The sequence below is a fragment of the Gordonia sihwensis NBRC 108236 genome (assembly GCF_000333035.1).
Classification (GTDB): Bacteria; Actinomycetota; Actinomycetes; order Mycobacteriales; family Mycobacteriaceae; genus Gordonia; species Gordonia sihwensis.
The window spans coordinates 22,236-38,743 of sequence record NZ_BANU01000015.1 but is presented as its reverse complement, the minus strand read 5'-3'; the positions used below and the strand labels follow the sequence as shown (position 1 = coordinate 38,743).

The 16,508-nt window shown below is 68.7% G+C and carries 13 protein-coding genes; 7 read left to right on the top strand and 6 right to left on the bottom strand.

Annotated elements, in window-relative coordinates:
• Positions 1–13 precede the first annotated feature (13 nt).
• The 3 genes from GSI01S_RS10650 (at position 14) to GSI01S_RS10640 (ending at position 3,135) form a co-directional block, all read left to right on the top strand.
• Entirely contained in the window at positions 14–1,222 is a 1,209-nt protein-coding gene (locus tag GSI01S_RS10650; RefSeq protein WP_006896561.1) for an acetyl-CoA C-acetyltransferase, read from the top strand.
• Positions 1,223–1,344: 122 nt separating this feature from the next.
• Positions 1,345–2,313 carry an acyl-CoA thioesterase gene (locus tag GSI01S_RS10645; RefSeq protein WP_006896560.1) on the top strand — a complete coding sequence of 323 codons (969 nt, stop codon included), beginning with the start codon at positions 1,345–1,347 and terminating at the stop codon, positions 2,311–2,313.
• Positions 2,314–2,367: 54 nt separating this feature from the next.
• Positions 2,368–3,135 carry a YggS family pyridoxal phosphate-dependent enzyme gene (locus tag GSI01S_RS10640; RefSeq protein WP_006896559.1) on the top strand — a complete coding sequence of 256 codons (768 nt, stop codon included), beginning with the start codon at positions 2,368–2,370 and terminating at the stop codon, positions 3,133–3,135.
• 19 nt (positions 3,136–3,154) lie between these two features.
• Here GSI01S_RS10640 and GSI01S_RS10635 read toward each other — a convergent pair whose 3' ends face one another.
• Entirely contained in the window at positions 3,155–3,931 is a 777-nt protein-coding gene (locus tag GSI01S_RS10635; RefSeq protein ID WP_006896558.1) for an IclR family transcriptional regulator, read from the bottom strand.
• A gap of 159 nt (positions 3,932–4,090) precedes the next feature.
• On the opposite strand from GSI01S_RS10635, the gene GSI01S_RS10630 reads away from it, so the two are divergent.
• Both GSI01S_RS10630 and GSI01S_RS10625 read left to right on the top strand, forming a co-directional pair.
• Complete coding sequence (locus GSI01S_RS10630; RefSeq protein ID WP_006896557.1) at positions 4,091–5,371, top strand: DUF6986 family protein; 1,281 nt, start codon at positions 4,091–4,093, stop codon at positions 5,369–5,371.
• A 30-nt stretch (positions 5,372–5,401) separates the two neighbouring features.
• Complete coding sequence (locus tag GSI01S_RS10625) at positions 5,402–6,226, top strand: bifunctional allantoicase/(S)-ureidoglycine aminohydrolase (RefSeq protein WP_006896556.1); 825 nt, start codon at positions 5,402–5,404, stop codon at positions 6,224–6,226.
• A gap of 89 nt (positions 6,227–6,315) precedes the next feature.
• Here GSI01S_RS10625 and GSI01S_RS10620 read toward each other — a convergent pair whose 3' ends face one another.
• Complete coding sequence (locus GSI01S_RS10620) at positions 6,316–7,038, bottom strand: aspartate/glutamate racemase family protein (protein WP_006896555.1); 723 nt, start codon at positions 7,036–7,038, stop codon at positions 6,316–6,318.
• A 47-nt stretch (positions 7,039–7,085) separates the two neighbouring features.
• Positions 7,086–8,639, bottom strand: coding sequence for an NCS1 family nucleobase:cation symporter-1 (locus GSI01S_RS10615; RefSeq protein ID WP_006896554.1), 1,554 nt, complete (start codon positions 8,637–8,639; stop codon positions 7,086–7,088).
• Positions 8,640–8,974: 335 nt separating this feature from the next.
• Here GSI01S_RS10615 and allB point away from each other — a divergent pair, with 335 nt between their 5' ends.
• On the top strand, positions 8,975–10,276 hold the full coding sequence (gene allB / locus GSI01S_RS10610) for an allantoinase AllB (protein ID WP_500778510.1): 1,302 nt from the start codon (positions 8,975–8,977) through the stop codon (positions 10,274–10,276).
• Positions 10,277–10,489: 213 nt separating this feature from the next.
• Positions 10,490–11,200, top strand: a complete 711-nt coding sequence (locus GSI01S_RS10605; RefSeq protein WP_006896552.1) for a DUF4352 domain-containing protein — start codon at positions 10,490–10,492, stop codon at positions 11,198–11,200.
• Between the two features lie 4 nt (positions 11,201–11,204).
• Here the strand turns inward: GSI01S_RS10605 and GSI01S_RS10600 are convergent, their stop codons facing one another.
• Genes GSI01S_RS10600 through GSI01S_RS10590 form a run of 3 tightly spaced genes read right to left on the bottom strand, consistent with a single transcriptional unit; the run spans position 11,205 to position 16,424 of the window.
• Positions 11,205–12,656: a wax ester/triacylglycerol synthase domain-containing protein gene (locus GSI01S_RS10600; protein ID WP_006896551.1), complete on the bottom strand. Its 1,452-nt coding sequence runs from the start codon at positions 12,654–12,656 to the stop codon at positions 11,205–11,207.
• Positions 12,646–14,154, bottom strand: a complete 1,509-nt coding sequence (locus tag GSI01S_RS10595) for an HAD-IB family hydrolase (RefSeq protein WP_006896550.1) — start codon at positions 14,152–14,154, stop codon at positions 12,646–12,648. Before GSI01S_RS10595 ends, GSI01S_RS10600 begins: the two co-directional genes overlap by 11 nt.
• Positions 14,151–16,424 carry a glycerol-3-phosphate 1-O-acyltransferase gene (locus tag GSI01S_RS10590; RefSeq protein WP_006896549.1) on the bottom strand — a complete coding sequence of 758 codons (2,274 nt, stop codon included), beginning with the start codon at positions 16,422–16,424 and terminating at the stop codon, positions 14,151–14,153. Before GSI01S_RS10590 ends, GSI01S_RS10595 begins: the two co-directional genes overlap by 4 nt.
• Positions 16,425–16,508 lie beyond the last annotated feature (84 nt).

The following is a 16,508-nucleotide window of genomic DNA, read 5'->3' as shown; positions in this document are numbered from 1 at the left end:
CAGGCTGGCCGATATGCGTGATGTCGTCATCTGTGAACCCGTCCGCACTCCGATCGGCAGGTACGGCGGTGCGCTCAGATCGCTGTCGGCGGCCCGGCTGGGCGAGATCGCGCTCCGCGCATTGATCGAGCGCACGGGTCTGGACCCGGAAGCCGTCGACGACGTGGTGCTCGGCAACGTGTACCCCACCAGCGAGGCCCCCGCCATCGGACGCGTGGTCGCACTCGACGCCGGACTGCCCGTGACGGTGCCCGGCGCGCAGGTGGACCGCCGCTGCGGTTCCGGTCTGTACTCGGTGATCATGGCCGCCATGCAGGTGGCCACCGGCGCGTGCGGCCTGGCCGTCGCCGGCGGAACCGAGTCGATGAGCAACGTCCCCTTCTACAGCACCGACATGCGCTGGGGCGTGCGCGGGCCTGGTGTGATGCTGCACGACGGCTTGGCGCGCGGGCGTGTGACCGCGGGCGGGCGCCATCACCCGGTCCCCGGCGGCATGCTCGAGACCGCTGAGAATCTCCGCGAGCGGTACGGGATCTCCCGCACCGACCAGGACGCCCTCGCCGTCGAATCGCATCGGCGAGCGGTGGAGGCACAGCGGTCCGGCGTGTTCGCCGAGGAGATCGTGCCCGTCACGGTTCCCTCGAAGGAGGGCGACATCGTCGTCGACTCCGACGAACATCCCCGTGCCGATACGACGATGGAGACCCTCGGGCGGCTCCGGCCCATCCTGGCCGCCTCCGACCCCGACGCGACGGTCACCGCGGGCAATGCCAGCGGGCAGAACGACGCGGCGGCGGTCTGTCTGGTGACGCACCCCGAGCGGGCGCAGGAGCTGGGTCTCGAGCCGATCGCACGCCTGGTCTCGTGGTCCGTCGCCGGAGTGGACCCGGCCTACATGGGCATCGGACCGGTTCCCGCGACCGGCGCCGCCCTCGCCCGCGCGGGTCTGTCCCTCGCCGATATGGATCTGATCGAACTGAACGAGGCCTTCGCCGCCCAGGCTCTCGCCTGCACTCGCGAGCTGGGTCTGGGAGCCGACGATGCCGCTCGGATCAACGTCCACGGTTCGGGCATCTCGCTGGGGCATCCCGTCGGCGCCACCGGGACCCGGATGCTCGGCACGCTCGCCCGCGAGCTGCGCCGCCGCGACGCCCTGTACGGTCTGGCCACCATGTGCATCGGCGGAGGTCAGGGGCTCGCAGCGATCATCCAGCGCGTCTGAGGGCTACCGGCCGATGTCGCCCGCGTTACCCGCGGATCACGGAGTTCTCGCATCGGCACCCCGCTCGCCGGTGCGTTCGGCACGTGGTCCAGCATTGCCGAATCCACGAACAGGAGAAGGCGATGCACCTCAGCGACCGGCAGATCACCCTGCGTTTCATGGCGGCCCCGACCGATGTCGCGACCCTCGGCGGCGGTGTCCGCGGCGGTCGGATCCTCGAATGGGTCGACAAGGCGGCCTACGCGTGCGCGGCGGCCTGGTCCGGCGGCTACAGCGTGACCGCGTACGTCGGGAACATCAGCTTCGGGCGGGACATCGATTCCGGCGACATCGTCGAGGTGACGGCCACGCTCATCCTCACCGGCCGATCGAGCATGCACATCGAATGCCGGGTGGCCTCGGCCGATCCGCGGCTCGGCGAGTTCACCGAGGCGAGTCGCTGCATCCTGGTGTTCGTCGCCGTCGACGACGACGGCACGCCGACACCGGTCCGTCAATGGCGGCCCGTCCTGCCCGACGACCTCGACCGCGCCGCGTACGCCGCCGAACGCACCGAGGTCCGCAATCGGATCACCGCGGCGATGGCCGGGGCCGACTACGGCGCGCCGTCGACCGCACCCGAGGCCTCCACCCGTTTCCTCGCCGCCCCCACCGACGTCAACTGGGGCGGCAACACCCACGGCGGCCGGGTGATGGGCTGGATCGACGACGCCGCGTACCTCTGCGGGGTGCGGTGGTGCGGCGGCGAAGCGGTGACCGTCTACATGGGCGGCGTCCGCTTCTACGAGCCGATCCGCATCGGACAGGTGGTCGAGGTCAGCGCGCGTCTGATCCACACCGGCCGCCAGACCATGCATGTCTCGGTGCACGTCCACGCCCACTGGCCGCGCGACGGGCGGCAGACGCGCCGCCTCGCGGCCCACGGTCTGACGGTGCTGGCAGCGCTCGACGCGGACGGTGACGCCGCGCCGGCACCGACGTGGACGCCGAGGCTTCCCGGCGACGTCGCCCTCGACCGACACGCCCGCGAACTGATCGCGATCCGCGGCCAGCGGCGCCCGGCTCGCGAGCACCGGATGGTGGAGATCTGACACCTGGCGCAGGCCCGGCGCGCTGTGGCGTGCCGGCCCGGGATAATCGGTGGCATGACCGAATCCGCCGAGCAGAGCCGTCAGTACACCACCGCCGTCGCCGTCGAGGACTTCCGGCGCAACATCGCCGCCGTGCAGGCACGGATCGACGCCGCCGCGCGTCGGGCCGGACGTGATCCGGCTCAGGTGCAGCTCCTTCCGGTGTCGAAGACGGTGCCCGAGGAGCGGATCGTCAACGCGGTCGCCGCCGGCTGTCGTCGCCTCGGCGAGAACAAGGTGCAGGAGGCCAAGCGAAAGCACGGCGCCCTCGCCGACCTCGACGTCTCCTGGTCGGTGATCGGGCACCTGCAGACCAACAAGGCCAAGGACGTGGCCGCTTTCGCCGACGAGTTCCAGGCGCTCGACAGCCTCCGCGTGGCCGAGGCGCTCGACCGCAGACTGCAGGCCGCGGGCCGCGGCCTCGACGTGTACGTGCAGGTGAACACCTCGGGCGAGGACAGCAAGTACGGGCTCGCGCCCGACGAGCTGCCTGCGCTGCTCAGGCAGCTGCCGAACTACTCCGCCCTGCGCGTTCGCGGACTGATGTCGCTCGCGGTCTTCTCCGACGACACCGATCGGGTGCGCTCGTGCTTCCGGCTGCTGCGCGACCTCCGCGACCGGACCCGCGACGCCGACCCGGACCTCCTCGGCGACGGCGGACTCTCGATGGGCATGTCGGGCGATTACGAGCTCGCCGTCGAAGAGGGCTCCACCTGTGTCCGGGTGGGCCAGGCGATCTTCGGCGCACGGGCGACTCCGGACAGTATGTACTGGCCGGGCTGACCGCGGCCGGTCGCGTCGCTCAGGCCTCCCTGGCGCCGATCAACGCCTCCGAGATCACGCCGGTGGCCCGCCGGAGCGCGAGGATCGCCCGCTCCTGCAGTTCATCGTCCATCCGCGACGTCGGACCGGAGATCCCGACGGCCATCGGGGTCGGCGCCCCGGGAACCGCCATCGCGACGCAGCGGACGCCGAGTTCCTGCTCCTGTTCGTCCACCGAGTAGCCGTTCGAGCGCACCCGTTCCACCTCCGCGAAGACGCCGGAGAGGGAGGTGACGCTGTATTTCGTCGTCGCGGGCATGCCCGCCTGCGACACGAGCTTGAGGATCCGGGCGTCGTCGAGCTCTGCCAGGATCGCCTTGCCGACCCCGGAATTGTGCAGGTTGACCCGTCGTCCGACCTCGTTGTTGGTGCGCATGGTGTGCGGCGACGGCACCTGCGCGGTGTAGATGACCATGTCTCCGTCGAGGACCGCGAGGCTCGCGGTCTCCGACAGCTCGGCCACCAGCGCCTCCAGCACCGGATCCGCGACCGCGCCGAGCTGCCGGTTGGCGACCTCGCCCAAGCGGATCAGTCGAGGTCCGAGCGCGTACCGTTTGTTCGGCAGCTGCCGGACGTATCCGATGCCGACGAGCGTGCGAAGCAGCCGGTGGATGGTCGGCGGAGGCAGCGGCGACTCGCCGGAGAGGTGGCTGAGCGAGCACTCGCCGCCGGCTCGGCCGATCAACTCCATCAATTCGAATGCGCGCTCGACGGACTGCACGCCGCCCGTCTTGCCCTCGCTTGCCGCTGCGGCCACCGTCTCGCTCCTCAGGTCTGGGACACCAGAACTCTATCTTCCACCATGCGGAACATAAAGCGTCTCCACAATCCGTGTCCGCTTGTGTGAAGCGCACAATTCACACTAGACTCCACGATGCGGAATTGTAATTCCGCATTCGACCGACCGGGAGGGTGAATGACCAGCGGCTATCTCAGCGACTCGTTTCTGGCCGACGTCGACAGCCGATTGTCGGAGGCGGACGAGGACCTGGCACGCCGCTACCCCGGCGACGACGGTCGACGCCAGCCGGTCCACACCGTGTACGTTCCCGCCGACCGCTACACACCCGAACTCCCGCGACAGTGGGGCGCCGCCGCACTGGACGCCGCGCGCGCGGCCGGCGGCCTCGACGCGGTCGCGGCGATGATCGGACTCGGCGCCGCGCCCGAGTCCACGCCGGAACGGCTCGCCGATCTCGTCGCGGCCAAACTGAGGTCCGAACCCATCGAGGACCTCCGTCTCGACTTCGAGGACGGATACGGCGACCGCGGTGACGCCGCCGAGGACGCCGACGTCGCATCCGCCGCCGCAGCGGTGCGCTCCGCGATCGACTCCGACGCGCTCCCGCCGTTCATCGGCATCCGCTTCAAATGCTTCGAGGCTCCCGTCCGGCGCCGCGGGCTGCGCACGCTCGACGCCTTCATCGGCGCCTTAGCGGCCGGAGGGCCGCTGCCCGACGGCCTCACCCTCACGCTTCCGAAGGTCACCTCGGTGGACCAGGTGGAGGCGATGGTCCAGGTCGCGGCAGCGCTGGAACAGGCGCACGGCCTCCCGTCCCGGCGCATCCGGTTCGAGGTCCAGGTGGAGACGCCGCAGGCCGTCCTGGGCCCCGACGGCACGGCTCCGGTGGCGAGGCTGATCCATGCGGGCGACGGACGGGTCAGCTCACTGCACTACGGCACCTACGACTACTCGGCGTCGCTCGGCATCGCGGCGGCGTACCAATCGATGGAGCACCCGGCGGCCGACCACGCCAAGAACGTCATGCAGCTGGCCGTCGCGGGCACCGGCGTTCACCTGTCCGACGGTTCCACCAACGTCCTGCCCGTCGGCGACGACCGGGAGCGGGCGGCGGCCTGGCGGCTGCACGCCCGACTCGTCCGCCGCCACCTGGAGCGCGGCATCTACCAGGGGTGGGATCTGCACCCGAACCAGCTCGTGACCCGTTTCCTGGCCACCTACGCCTTCTACCGCGACGGCTTCGCTCCCGCCGCCGCGCGTCTGCGGAACTACATGCACCGCATCGACTCCGGGATTCTCGACGAGCCGGCCACGGCCCGCGCACTCGCCGGTTTCATCGACCGCGGCGCCGTCTGCGGCGCACTCCCCGCCGACGATGTGGAAGCCGCCACCGACCTCCCGATGGAGACGGTCCGGGCCGTCGCCCTCGGTCGCATCACCACTCCGCTCGCCTGAACCGAACTCACACCCCACAGAGGAGACGTCGTGACCCCACCGCAGAAAGCGTCGTACTACACTCCCCGCGGCGGCCTGCCGCCGCAGACCGCGCTGCTCACGGATCGGGCCGTGGTCACCGAGGCGTACACGGTGATCCCCCGCGGTGTCCTCTCCGACATCGTCACGTCGGTCTTCCCCGAGTGGACCCGCACGCGCGGCTGGATCCTGAATCGGCCGGTCGCCGGCGGTTCCACCACGTTCTTCCAGGCCATCATGGAGGTCCAGCCCGGTGGAGGCGCCGACCGGCCCGAGCCGCAGCCCGAGGTGGAGGGTTTCCTGTTCGTCACCTCCGGCGCGCTGTCGGTGGTCGCCGACGGACATGCGCAGACGCTCACCGAGGGCGGGTTCGCCTACCTCCCCGCGGGCACGGCGTGGTCGGCACGCAACGACGCAGACGCCGACGCGACCTTCGTCTGGATCCGCAAGCGTTATCAGCCCGTCGACGGCCATGCGCCGTCGGTCCGCTTCGGGAACGAGCGGGACATCGAACCGTCCGCGATGCCCGGCACCGACGGCAAATGGCGCACCACCCGCATGCTCGATCCGCAGGACCTCGCCTACGACATGCATGTCAACGTCGTGACCTTCGAGCCCGGCGCCACCATCCCCTTCGCCGAGACGCACGTCATGGAGCACGGACTCCTGATGCTGGAAGGCAAGGCCGTCTACCACCTCAACGGCGACTGGGTGGAGGTGCAGGAGGGCGACTACCTCTCCCTGCGCGCGTTCTGCCCGCAGGCCTGCTACGCCGGTGGGCCGTCGAACTTCCGGTATCTGCTCTACAAGGACGTCAACCGCCAGATCCTGCTCTGACTTCAGGCAGATCGTCTCCCCGCACTCCGCCCGGTACGCGTGCTCCCCCACCGCGTGCCGGGCGGTTCCATGCTTCGGTGGTCGGCGGATCAGATCTGGAACGGCCAGCCCACGACCTTCTTCTCACGCGGCGGTGCGTACGTGCGCACCTTGGAGGTCGACAGCCCCATGCGAACGAGCCCCTCGGCGACGGTGACCGCCGAACGCACGCCGTCGACGATGGGAACGCCGGTCGCGGCCCTGACCTTCTCCTCGAGCTCGGCCATTCCGCCGCAGCCGAGGCAGATCACCTCGGCGTGATCGCGCTCGACCGCTTCGCGCGCCTGCGCGACGATCGCCTCCACGGCACGCTCCGGGTCGGACTCCAATTCGAGGACGCCGAGGCCGGACGCCCGCACCGACGCGCAGCGCGTCGCGAGACCGGCGAGGCGCAGTCGGTCCTCGATCAGCGGAACGGTGCGGTCGAGCGTCGTGACGACCGAGTACTTGTGACCGAGGTACATGGCCGTCGAGGCGGCCGCCTCGGTGATGTCGACGACGGGCACGTCGAGCAATTCCTGGAGTCCCTCTCGGCCGTGTTCGCCGTAGCCGGCCTGGACGACGGCGTCGAAGGGCTCGGGATAGGACGTGATCGCATCCATGACGGCGATAGCGGCGAGGTACGACTCGAAGTTGCCCTCGCAGGAGTCCGCGCCGAAGCGCGGAGTGACGCCGACGATCTCGGTCCCGGGCGCGGCGACGGCCCGGGCCGACTCCGCGATCGCGTCGGTCATGGACTGCGTGGTGTTGACGTTGGCGACGAGGATCCGCACGGATTCGCTCCTTCGGGGGAATGGACGGGAATGGGGCGTGCCGGACGTCAGTGCGTGCTGGCGACGGCGATGGCCTCGCCGGAGACGTCGGCGAACGGTCCCTTGCGATCGGCGACGAGCAGATAGAGGATCGCACCGACGGCGGCCCCGATGAACCACGAGTACTCCGAGACCACTTCGAAGGCCGGCACGAAAGCCAGGACGAGAGCGAACGCCGCCGTCGGGATCAGTGCGATCACCGCGCGGGGGTTGACGCCGCCCCGGTAGTGGTAGGCGCCGTCGGGGTCCTCCGTGAACAACTCGGGAACATTGACCCGCGATCGCCGGACCAGCCAGTAGTCGGCCATCACGATGCCGAACAGCGGGCCGAGCAGGGCACCGAGTCCGCCGAGGAAGTAATTGATGACCGCGGGCGAGTTGTAGAGGTTCCACGGCAGGATCACCAGACCGATGACCGCGGAGACCAGCGCCGCGCGCTGAAAGTTCAGCGTCTTGGGGAACAGATTGCTCAGCGCGTAGATCGGTGCGACGAAGTTCGCCATCATGTTGACCGCGACCGTCAGGATCAGCAGCGCGAGGCAGGCGAGCACCAGCAGGAACGTGTTCGGCACGGCCTGGACGATGTCGGCCGGCGATTCGATGACCCGGCCGTCGATCCGGAACTGCGCGCCGGCGAGGGTGATGACGATGCCGCCGAAGAGCAGCATGTTCAGCGGAATGCCGAAGAAGTTGCCCCGCACGATGGAGCCCTTCGACTTCGCGTTGCGGGTGAAGTCGCAGAAGTTGAGGACGAACGTGCCGTAGATCGCCACCCAGAGGCTGGCGCCGCCGACGATCTTGGCCCACATCTCACCGCCGGTGAGCGAGTCCGGCGTCGTCCACGCGATGGCCCAGTCGGCCTGGCCGAGCATCCAGACGGCCAGCGCGATCATGGTGATGAGAATGACGGGTCCGGCGAAGGCCTCGTACCGGCGAATCATCTCCATGCCGTAGCTGACGATCACCAGCTGGATCACCCACAGCGAGACGAACGAGATCCAGCCGAGGGTGGAGAGTCCGAGGAAACTGTTCGCATCGAGGTTCTGGGCCGACGGGATCAGCGCGACGATCAGGATGCGCAGCACCACCGACGCGAGGAAGGTCTGGATGCCGAACCAGGCGATGGCGACGGCGCCGCGGATGAGGGCGGGGATCTGCGCACCACGGATGCCGAACGAGATCCGGCTCATCACCGGGAACGGGACGCCGGTCTTCTCGCCCATGAATCCCGAGAGATTCAGGAGCAGGAACAGGAACAGTCCGCCGAGGCCGAGGGCCAGCAGGATCTGCCATCCGCCCAGGCCGAGCGCGAACAGGCCGATCGCGAACGCGTAGTTGCCGAGGCTGTGCACGTCGTTGGCCCACAGCGTGAAGATGTTGTACGCGCTCCATCGTCGTCCGGCCCGCTTGGTCGGAGCCAGATCGGCGTTGTAGAGGGCGGGACTCACGCATTCCGGCAGTCCCTGCTCGGTCCGCACGGCGACGTCGTCGAACGACACCGCGGACTCAGTGCGGCAGGCGGGGCCGGCGTCCTCGATCACTCCGGATGATTCGGTGCTCATGGCAGGACTTTCACTCGTCGCGGAGGACCTTGCCGCCAACCGCTGATTCCACTGTGTGGAATTAAGATTCCGTGGTTTTGAATATTTACGCCTACCGCTCGGTCAGATGTCAACCCCCGAGCACGTCGCACGCCCGCTGGGCACCGTTCCAAAAAACGACGATGTGATTCCACCATGAGGAATTACTCTGCGGTATTCTCTCCTCGACAGATCTGTCCGGCGACCACGTGGAGGAGCAGCCGCACATGAGTACCAGCCCGGAGAGCAACGAGACGGCGCAGTCAGTGTCCGCCGAGCCCGCGACCGCGTTCGATCTGGTCCTGCGCGGCGAGCAGATGTTGACGACGGCGGGGATCGTGGCCCGCGAGATCGGCATCCGCGACGGCCGCGTCACCGCGATCGAGCCGCTCGGCAGCGGCCTGCAGGGTGCCGAGGTCATCGAACTCGCGTCGAATCAAGTGATGATTCCGGGGCTGGTCGACACCCACGTGCACGTGAACGAGCCGGGTCGCACCGAATGGGAGGGCTTCGAGTCCGCCACCAAGGCGGCGGCCGCGGGCGGCGTCACCACGCTGATCGACATGCCGCTGAACTCGATTCCGTCCACCGTCACGGTCGAGGCGCTCAACATCAAGCGGCGGGCAGCCGCGGGCAAGACCTACATCGACGTCGGCTTCTGGGGCGGCGCCATTCCCGGCAACGAGGGCGACCTCCGCGGGCTGCACGACGAGGGCGTCTTCGGCTTCAAGTGCTTCCTGCTGCACTCCGGCGTCGACGAGTTCCCGCATCTCACCGCCGACGAGATGGAAGCGGATATGGCGGAGCTGGCGAAGTACGACTCCCTGATGATCGTTCACGCCGAGGACTCGCGGGCGATCGACCACGCGCCCACCGCGGAGGGCAACCAGTATGCGAACTTCCTGGCCTCCCGCCCGCGCGGCGCAGAGAACGTGGCGGTCGCCGAGGTGATCGAGCGCGCCCGCTGGACCGGCGCCCGCGCGCACATCCTGCACCTGTCGTCCTCGGACGCACTGCCGATGATCGCCTCGGCGCGCCGCGACGGCGTCAAGCTCACCGTCGAGACGTGTCCGCACTACCTGACGCTGCTCGCCGAGGAGATCCCCAACGGCGCCACCGCGTACAAATGCTGTCCGCCGATCCGCGAGGCGTCGAACCGAGAACTGCTCTGGCAGGGGCTGCTCGACGGCACCATCGACTGCATCGTGTCCGACCACTCGCCGTCGACGGTCGACCTCAAAGACGTCGAGGGCGGCGACTTCGGCGTCGCCTGGGGCGGCGTCGCATCACTGCAACTGGGACTGTCGCTGATCTGGACCGAGGCCAAGCGCCGCGGCATCGGCCTGCCGCAGGTGATGGAATGGATGTCGGCCAAGCCCGCGGCTCTGGCCGGGCTGACCAACAAGGGCCGCATCGCCCTCGGCTGCGACGCCGACTTCGCGATCTTCGAGCCCGATTCGGCGCAGGTGGTCGACGTCCGCAACCTGCATCACAAGAACCCGATCAGTCCGTACGACGGCCGCGCCCTGGCCGGCGTCGTCACGGGCACCTGGCTTCGCGGTCAGAAAGTCGACTTCGAGAACCCCCGCGGCCGGATGCTGCGCCGCGGAGACGTCTGATCCCATCACCTGGTCAGACAACGGAAAACGACTTCGCCGGCGAGGCACCACCTCGCCGGCGAAGTGCGTTGTGGCACAGCGAACTTCCAAACGCTTGTCGGCTGATCGGTCTAATCGTCCACCGGGCTCGCTGATATCCCCGAACAAGACATTGCCGACTCCTAAGATTCGTACGGTTTCCGCGCATTGCGCACACGCACATTCAGGAGCACGATGACCAATCAGCCACCCCTTCCACCGAATGGCCCCTACCCGCAGTATGGCCATCCACAGTATGGCCATCCACCCGTCGGCCCAGGGATGCAACCGCCCGTGCCGCCGGCCAAGCAGCGCAAGAAGTGGCCATGGATCGTCGGCATCGTCGTCGTAGTGGTGATCATCGCGGCGGCGATGAGCGGCGGCGATGACGACAAGTCCACTGACAAGACTGCGAAGAGCGCGGCGACCGTTTCCCAGCGAGCCGACACAGCGACCGCTGTCCCAGACGATGAAACGAACGAGAAGTCTGACAAGAAGTCGAAGGATGCGGGGCTCAACACTCCCGTCCGGGATGGCAAGTTCGAGTTCACTGTCACCGGTGTCGAGAAGGGCGTGCCCTCTGTGGGTGACAATCCCTACCTCACCGAGCAGGCTCAAGGGCAGTTCGTCATCCTGTCGGTCACAGTGAAGAACATCGGGAAGAAGCCCCAGTCCTTCTCTCCGACCGCCCAGAAGCTGACCGACTCCGAAGACCGGACATTCGAGCCCGACACGACAGCGCAGATCGCGCTCGGCGGGTCGGACATCACCGTCTGGGACAACATCAACCCGGGCAACGCAGTCGACGTCAAGCTCGTATTCGATATGCCGAAGGGCGCTGTTCCCGCAGCCGTGGAACTGCACGATTCGATGTTCTCGAATGGAGCCTCGGTGGATCTGGCCTAACCGCCTACACCACCCGCTTCAGGCGGTCACCCGGGTCATCGCCCAGGTCCAGCACCTCGTTGAAGCCGTCGACGAGGCACTCGGCGAATAATTCCGGCTCGGTGACGGCGGCGGCGTCGAAGTTCAGGCCGAGGCACGCCGTGCCGTTGTGCGTGATCATCGTGGCCATCACCGCGCAGCCGGGCAGCGGGCCGAAGGGGAACATCCGCTCCACACGGGCGCCGGCGACGAACGTCTCCCACGGAATCCCCGGCACATTGCTGGCCTGCAGATCGTTCTGCGACGTGGTGCCGCTGAACTGCGCCAGCAGCGGGCCGGGCAGCCAAGCCGCCACCGGCCCGATGGTGTTGAGGATGTCGACCGCGGGCTCGGCGCGCGCCGCGCGGACCTGCTCCCGGATGGTCAGCACACGCTCGAACGGGTCGTCGATCCCGATCGGTCCCGCGAGCCGCCCGACGGCGATCCGGTTTCCGCCATCGGGATCGCCGGGTTCACGGACCGAGATGGGGATCGCGACGGGAATCGTGTCGACCACCGTCCCCATGCTCTCGTGGTACCGCCGGAAGCCGCCGATCAGGCCGCCGAGGTAGACGTCGTTGATCGACGCGCCGGTCGCCGAACTCACGGCGCGCAGCGCGGCGAAGTCCACCTCGAACGCACTGAACCGCCACGAGAGGCTGCGAGCGGCCAGCAGCGGTGATCCGGGCGGACTGATCATTCCGGCGACTCTCGGAACCGATCGGCCGTACCGAAGCACGCGGCGCAGGGTCCGCTTGGGATCACCGATCGCCCGGACTCCGGCGACGGCGAGTCCGGCCAGTTTCGGCAGCCGGCGGATCTCCTCCCCGATCTGGCGGCTCAGCACGTCGAGAGACGACAGATCCCCGGGTGCGGGGGCGGGCGGCTGCGGCTTGCCCGGTATCGGCTCGCGGCTGGTGGAATGCAGCTGCGCGAGAACGAGAATCGCACCGAGTCCGTCGGTGAGAGCATGATGCGCCTTGAAGAAGTACGCGGTCTTGCCGTAGGCCAGCCCGTCGATGAGGTAGCCCTCCCACGGCGGTCGAGCCGAGTCGAGCGGTGTCATCGCGAGCTGTTCGCAGAGGGTGAGGACCTCGCGCATCGATCCGTCGCCGGCCACCCGGACGCGCCGCAGGTGGTAGTGCAAGTCGAAGTCGGGGTCCACCTCCCAACTCGGGGTGCCGGTGCGCAGCGGCGATTCGATCACTCGCTGACGGAACCGCGGCGCCATCCGGCTTCCCCAGTCGTGCGCCGCCACGAGCCGATCCCAATCCGGTTCACAGTCGTAGACCTCGAGCATCGAGATCGTCGACCGCAACCGGCGGTCGGCGTCGCCGCGCCACATGACCGTGTCGACCGCACTCATCTCCGGTTCGGTGCCCCATGCAAGAGGCCGGTCCACCACCGGCTCGCGCGGTGCGCCGGAATCACTCGTCACCTTCGGACTCCTGCCACTCGAAGACTCCCATCGTCCTGGTCATCCGGCCGTCGTCGAACGCGGTGACCGGCCAGTCGGCCAGCGCGTCCAGGAACTGCTGTCGCACCTGGCTCGCGTACTCGCCGACCTTCTCGGGCACCCACGAGGAGGTGTCCACCGGCGGCAGCACTCGGACCTCGACCGTGCCGGGTTTGATCAACTGCGCTCCGCGCCACATCAGCTCGCCCGCGTTGCGCAAGACCACCGGCACCACCGGCACGCCGGCCTGCATGGCGATGTGGAACGGTCCCTTCTTGAACTCACCGATCCGCGGCGTCGCCGACCTCGTCCCCTCCGGGGCCACGACGAGCGAGAACCCCTCGTCGACCACCTTCCGGACCACCGGTTCCAACTGTTCGATCGCCCGGCCGGCGTCGGCGCGGTCGATGAACGCCACACCCCCGACCTCCAGGATTCTGCCGAACAGCGGCAGGTCGCGGATCTCCTTCTTCGCCACCCCCGTGGCCTGGCCGCGGATGAGATGGATCATCACCGGGAGATCGAGCTTGGACTGGTGGTTGAACACGAAGACGCACGGTCGAGCCGACTGCAGATAGCCGCCTCCGTCGAGGACGTCCACCCGGACCCCGGCGAGTGCGAAACCGGTGTCGATCCCCGACGAGACAGCCTTCTGCATCACCTGCGTGCCGTCGTCGCTGAGCACTCCCCTGGCGAATCCGACGGCGGCGCCGCCGAGAAACGAGCCGTAGAAGGCACTGGTGCGGGCGAGCATGCCGAGCCTGTTGTGCGACGGATTCCGCAGTTCCAGGATCGGCCAGCCACGCGATTCGGCGACCGCCCGCAGCCCCCGCTGGGGCGACACCGCCGCCGGATGTCCTACCGCCTCCAGATAGGGCACATCCTCGTTTCCGTCGCTGTAGGCGAACGACGACGCCAGGTCCAGATCGTGCTCGGCGGCCAGGCGCCGCACCGCGGCGGCCTTGCCGGGGCCCCACAGAGGTCTGCCGAGGATCTTGCCGGTCGCGATCCCATCGATCACCTCGACGTCGGTCGCGAGCGCGTCGTCGGCATCGATCTGCCGGGCGATGGGCTCGATCTGAAAGCGCGTGGCCGAGGACGCGATCACGATGCGGTGTCCCTTGGACCGGTGCGCGCGAATGATCTGCCACATCTGCGGCCGCAGCTTGGACGCCGTGTCCTCTTTGAACAGCCGCTCGCCCATCGCCAGCAACTCGGCGTAGGTCTTGCCCGCGAACGCCGGCCGCGTGGCTTCGAGCACCTCGGCGAAGTCCTGCTCCGACGAGCAGCCGCGCAGGGCGATCATCAGTCCGTCGAGGAGTTCGCCGGGCGTGAACTCGAGGCTGCGCAGACGCGCCCGCAGGATCGCCGTGGCCGAGAACCCCTCGATCAGCGTGCCGTCGTAGTCGAAGAAGGCACAGACCCGCCCGCCCTCGGGCGCGGACCGGATCGCCCGCAGCCGCTCCGCCAGCGCACTCATGCGTCCGCCTCCCGCGCTGCGGCCTGCGCCGCTTCGATCTCGGCGATCCGGGCGAGCCTGCACCGCATCTCCTCCACCTCGTCGAGCCAGGCTCTGCGGCGGGAGGCCACCTCGCTCGCCGAATCACCGTGCACCGCGCCACGGTTGTCGGCCAGCCGGTACGCGCCGTCGTACAGTTCCCGGGACACCGAGTCCTTGCTGTGCACCACGCCCTGCAACGACAACTGGCGGCCCAGGCCCAGACACTCGGTCAACACCTCCTCCTTGTCGAGTTCCTCGGATCCGAGGGCGACCAGCCGGGTCGCCACCACCAGCTGCGCGTCGAAGAAGGTCTGCAGCGTGCGGCGGGCGAACAGTTGCCCCGCGCTCGCCAGCAGCGCCGCATGCACCCATTCCTTGGTCCGCCGGTCGGTCCGCCAACCGGGAGCGAGCAGATCCATCTCGGCTCCGAGCCGATGGAGGAACTCCTGCTTGGCGGGGAAGAAGAACTCGAACTTGAGCAGATCGCGGATGCGGAGCACCTCCTGCTGCGCGGGAGCGAGCAGCCCCTCGTCGGCGCCGGCCTGCGCGTCGGGCGCCGGGCCTCCCTCCACCACGTCGCCCGCCGACACGGCGAGCATCCCCAGTTCGACGATCGCCCGGCCGACGAAGTGGTGCAGCGCGCCGTTGCGGTAGTAGGCGGCGACCGCATGATTGTCGGGGGCGATGGACCACACCTGCTCCGGGCCGCCGTCGAAGGTCTCGAGGACACCGGCGTCGGTGAGTTCGCGGAGCGTGGTGAGCAGCCCGAGCCCGCGGCACAGCGACGGGTCGGGGCCGGGCAGGCCGCGGGTGTCGATGTAGGTCAGCAACGGCGCCAGAATCACCTCGATCTCCCGCGCCGTGTACGCCCGGTCCGCGGCGCCGAGCAATGCGAACCCGGCCAGAGACGTCGCCGAGATCGGAGTCGCGGCGTTGATCTCGTCCATGACCTTGAACGCGACCTTCTCCAGGCGTGCCCGCCCGGTCCCCGCCTCGGCCAGCGCTTCGCGGAGCGAGAACGGTTCACCGAACCGGACGCGGGCCTCGCCGCGATACGTCCGCTGGGCGCGAGCGTACTTGAGCAGCCACTTGAGGTCCTCGGGACTCTTGGTGCCCCCGGCCGACTCCTTCGCCATGGCGGCGATCTCCGGAAGCTGGTCGTAGACGATCGAGGTCGGCACCACCACCACGTCCGCGGCGTCGAGCGCCTCCACAGCGTCCGCGACGTAGGCGAGCAGACCGAGCATCGGCGGCCGCAGCTTGCCGGTCCGGCTTCGGCCGCCCTCGATGTACCACTCCAGATTGAAGCGCTTCTCGACGATGAAGGAGAGGTACGAGCGCATCGCCAGCTTGTAGACCGGGTCGGCGCCGAACTTGCGCCGGATGAACACGGTGCCCGCGCGGCGGGCGATCGGTCCCATCGGCCAGAACGCCAGGTTCTCACCCCCGAGCACGAGGTTCGGCGGAAAGTCGTGCTGATGCAGCACACTGGCCAGGATCAGCGAGTCGACGTACGACCGGTGCGAGGGCAGGAACACCAGCGAACTCGACTTGTTGACCGAGCGCAGACGTCCGAGGGTGTCCAGATCCGCCGACACCGACCATGCGCGCTCGTAAAGTCCGCTGAAAGTGGAGGTGAAGACGTCGCGGACCAGTCTGCTCTGGGTTGCGACGAAGGCGCTCATCTTGTCGGTGGCCTCCTGCGCCACGGATGCGGCGGACCGCCCGAGTTCGGCCGCGAGTTCGGCGGCCGCGGCCTGGAATCTGGCCGACGAGCTGATCTGCTCGGCCACCAGTCGCGGCACCTTGTACCGGGTTCCGACGAGTTCGAGTTCCGCGCGCTCGGCCGAGATCGCGGCCTGCATGCCGACGAAGCCTGCGAACGACGTCCCCTCGGCCTGCCGCTCGTCGTAGCGAGCGCCGAGTTCGGCCACTGTGGCGGGGACGCCCTGCACCACGCGGACCCGATCCGGTCCGTGCCTGCGGATGGCCGCCTGCCGGAAGGCCGGTGGGCGCCGCGGATTCGAGAGCACGATCGCGTCGGCCAACGCGACCTTGCGTTCACCGCGACGCACCGGCGGCAACCACACCACGCGCGCCGGAATCAGGGTGGTGTCCGGATCGAGAGCGGCCACGTCGACGTCCTCGAGCCTGACCACGCCGACACCCGGATGATGCTTCGCCGCCCACTCGTCGAGGATCTCCTGCTCCACTCCGGTCCGCACCTGCGCCAGTACGATCGCGCTCACCGAATCTCCTCGTCCGACGATCTGCCCCCGGACACGGCTGAGTTCCGGCGGGAACTGAATTGTCGCCGATCGCGGATCGGTCCG

Bases quoted from the DNA above. Each gene is read 5' to 3' on its own strand.
- GSI01S_RS10640 (WP_006896559.1), top strand. From the start codon at position 2,368: ATGACCGAATCCGCCGAGCAGAGCCGTCAGTACACCACCGCCGTCGCC.
- allB (WP_500778510.1), top strand. From the start codon at position 8,975: ATGTTGACGACGGCGGGGATCGTGGCCCGCGAGATCGGCATCCGCGAC.
- GSI01S_RS10650 (WP_006896561.1), top strand. From the start codon at position 14: ATGCGTGATGTCGTCATCTGTGAACCCGTCCGCACTCCGATCGGCAGG.
- GSI01S_RS10605 (WP_006896552.1), top strand. From the start codon at position 10,490: ATGACCAATCAGCCACCCCTTCCACCGAATGGCCCCTACCCGCAGTAT.
- GSI01S_RS10630 (WP_006896557.1), top strand. From the start codon at position 4,091: ATGACCAGCGGCTATCTCAGCGACTCGTTTCTGGCCGACGTCGACAGC.
- GSI01S_RS10615 (WP_006896554.1), bottom strand. From the start codon at position 8,639: ATGAGCACCGAATCATCCGGAGTGATCGAGGACGCCGGCCCCGCCTGC.
- GSI01S_RS10645 (WP_006896560.1), top strand. From the start codon at position 1,345: ATGCACCTCAGCGACCGGCAGATCACCCTGCGTTTCATGGCGGCCCCG.
- GSI01S_RS10595 (WP_006896550.1), bottom strand. From the start codon at position 14,154: ATGAGTGCGCTGGCGGAGCGGCTGCGGGCGATCCGGTCCGCGCCCGAG.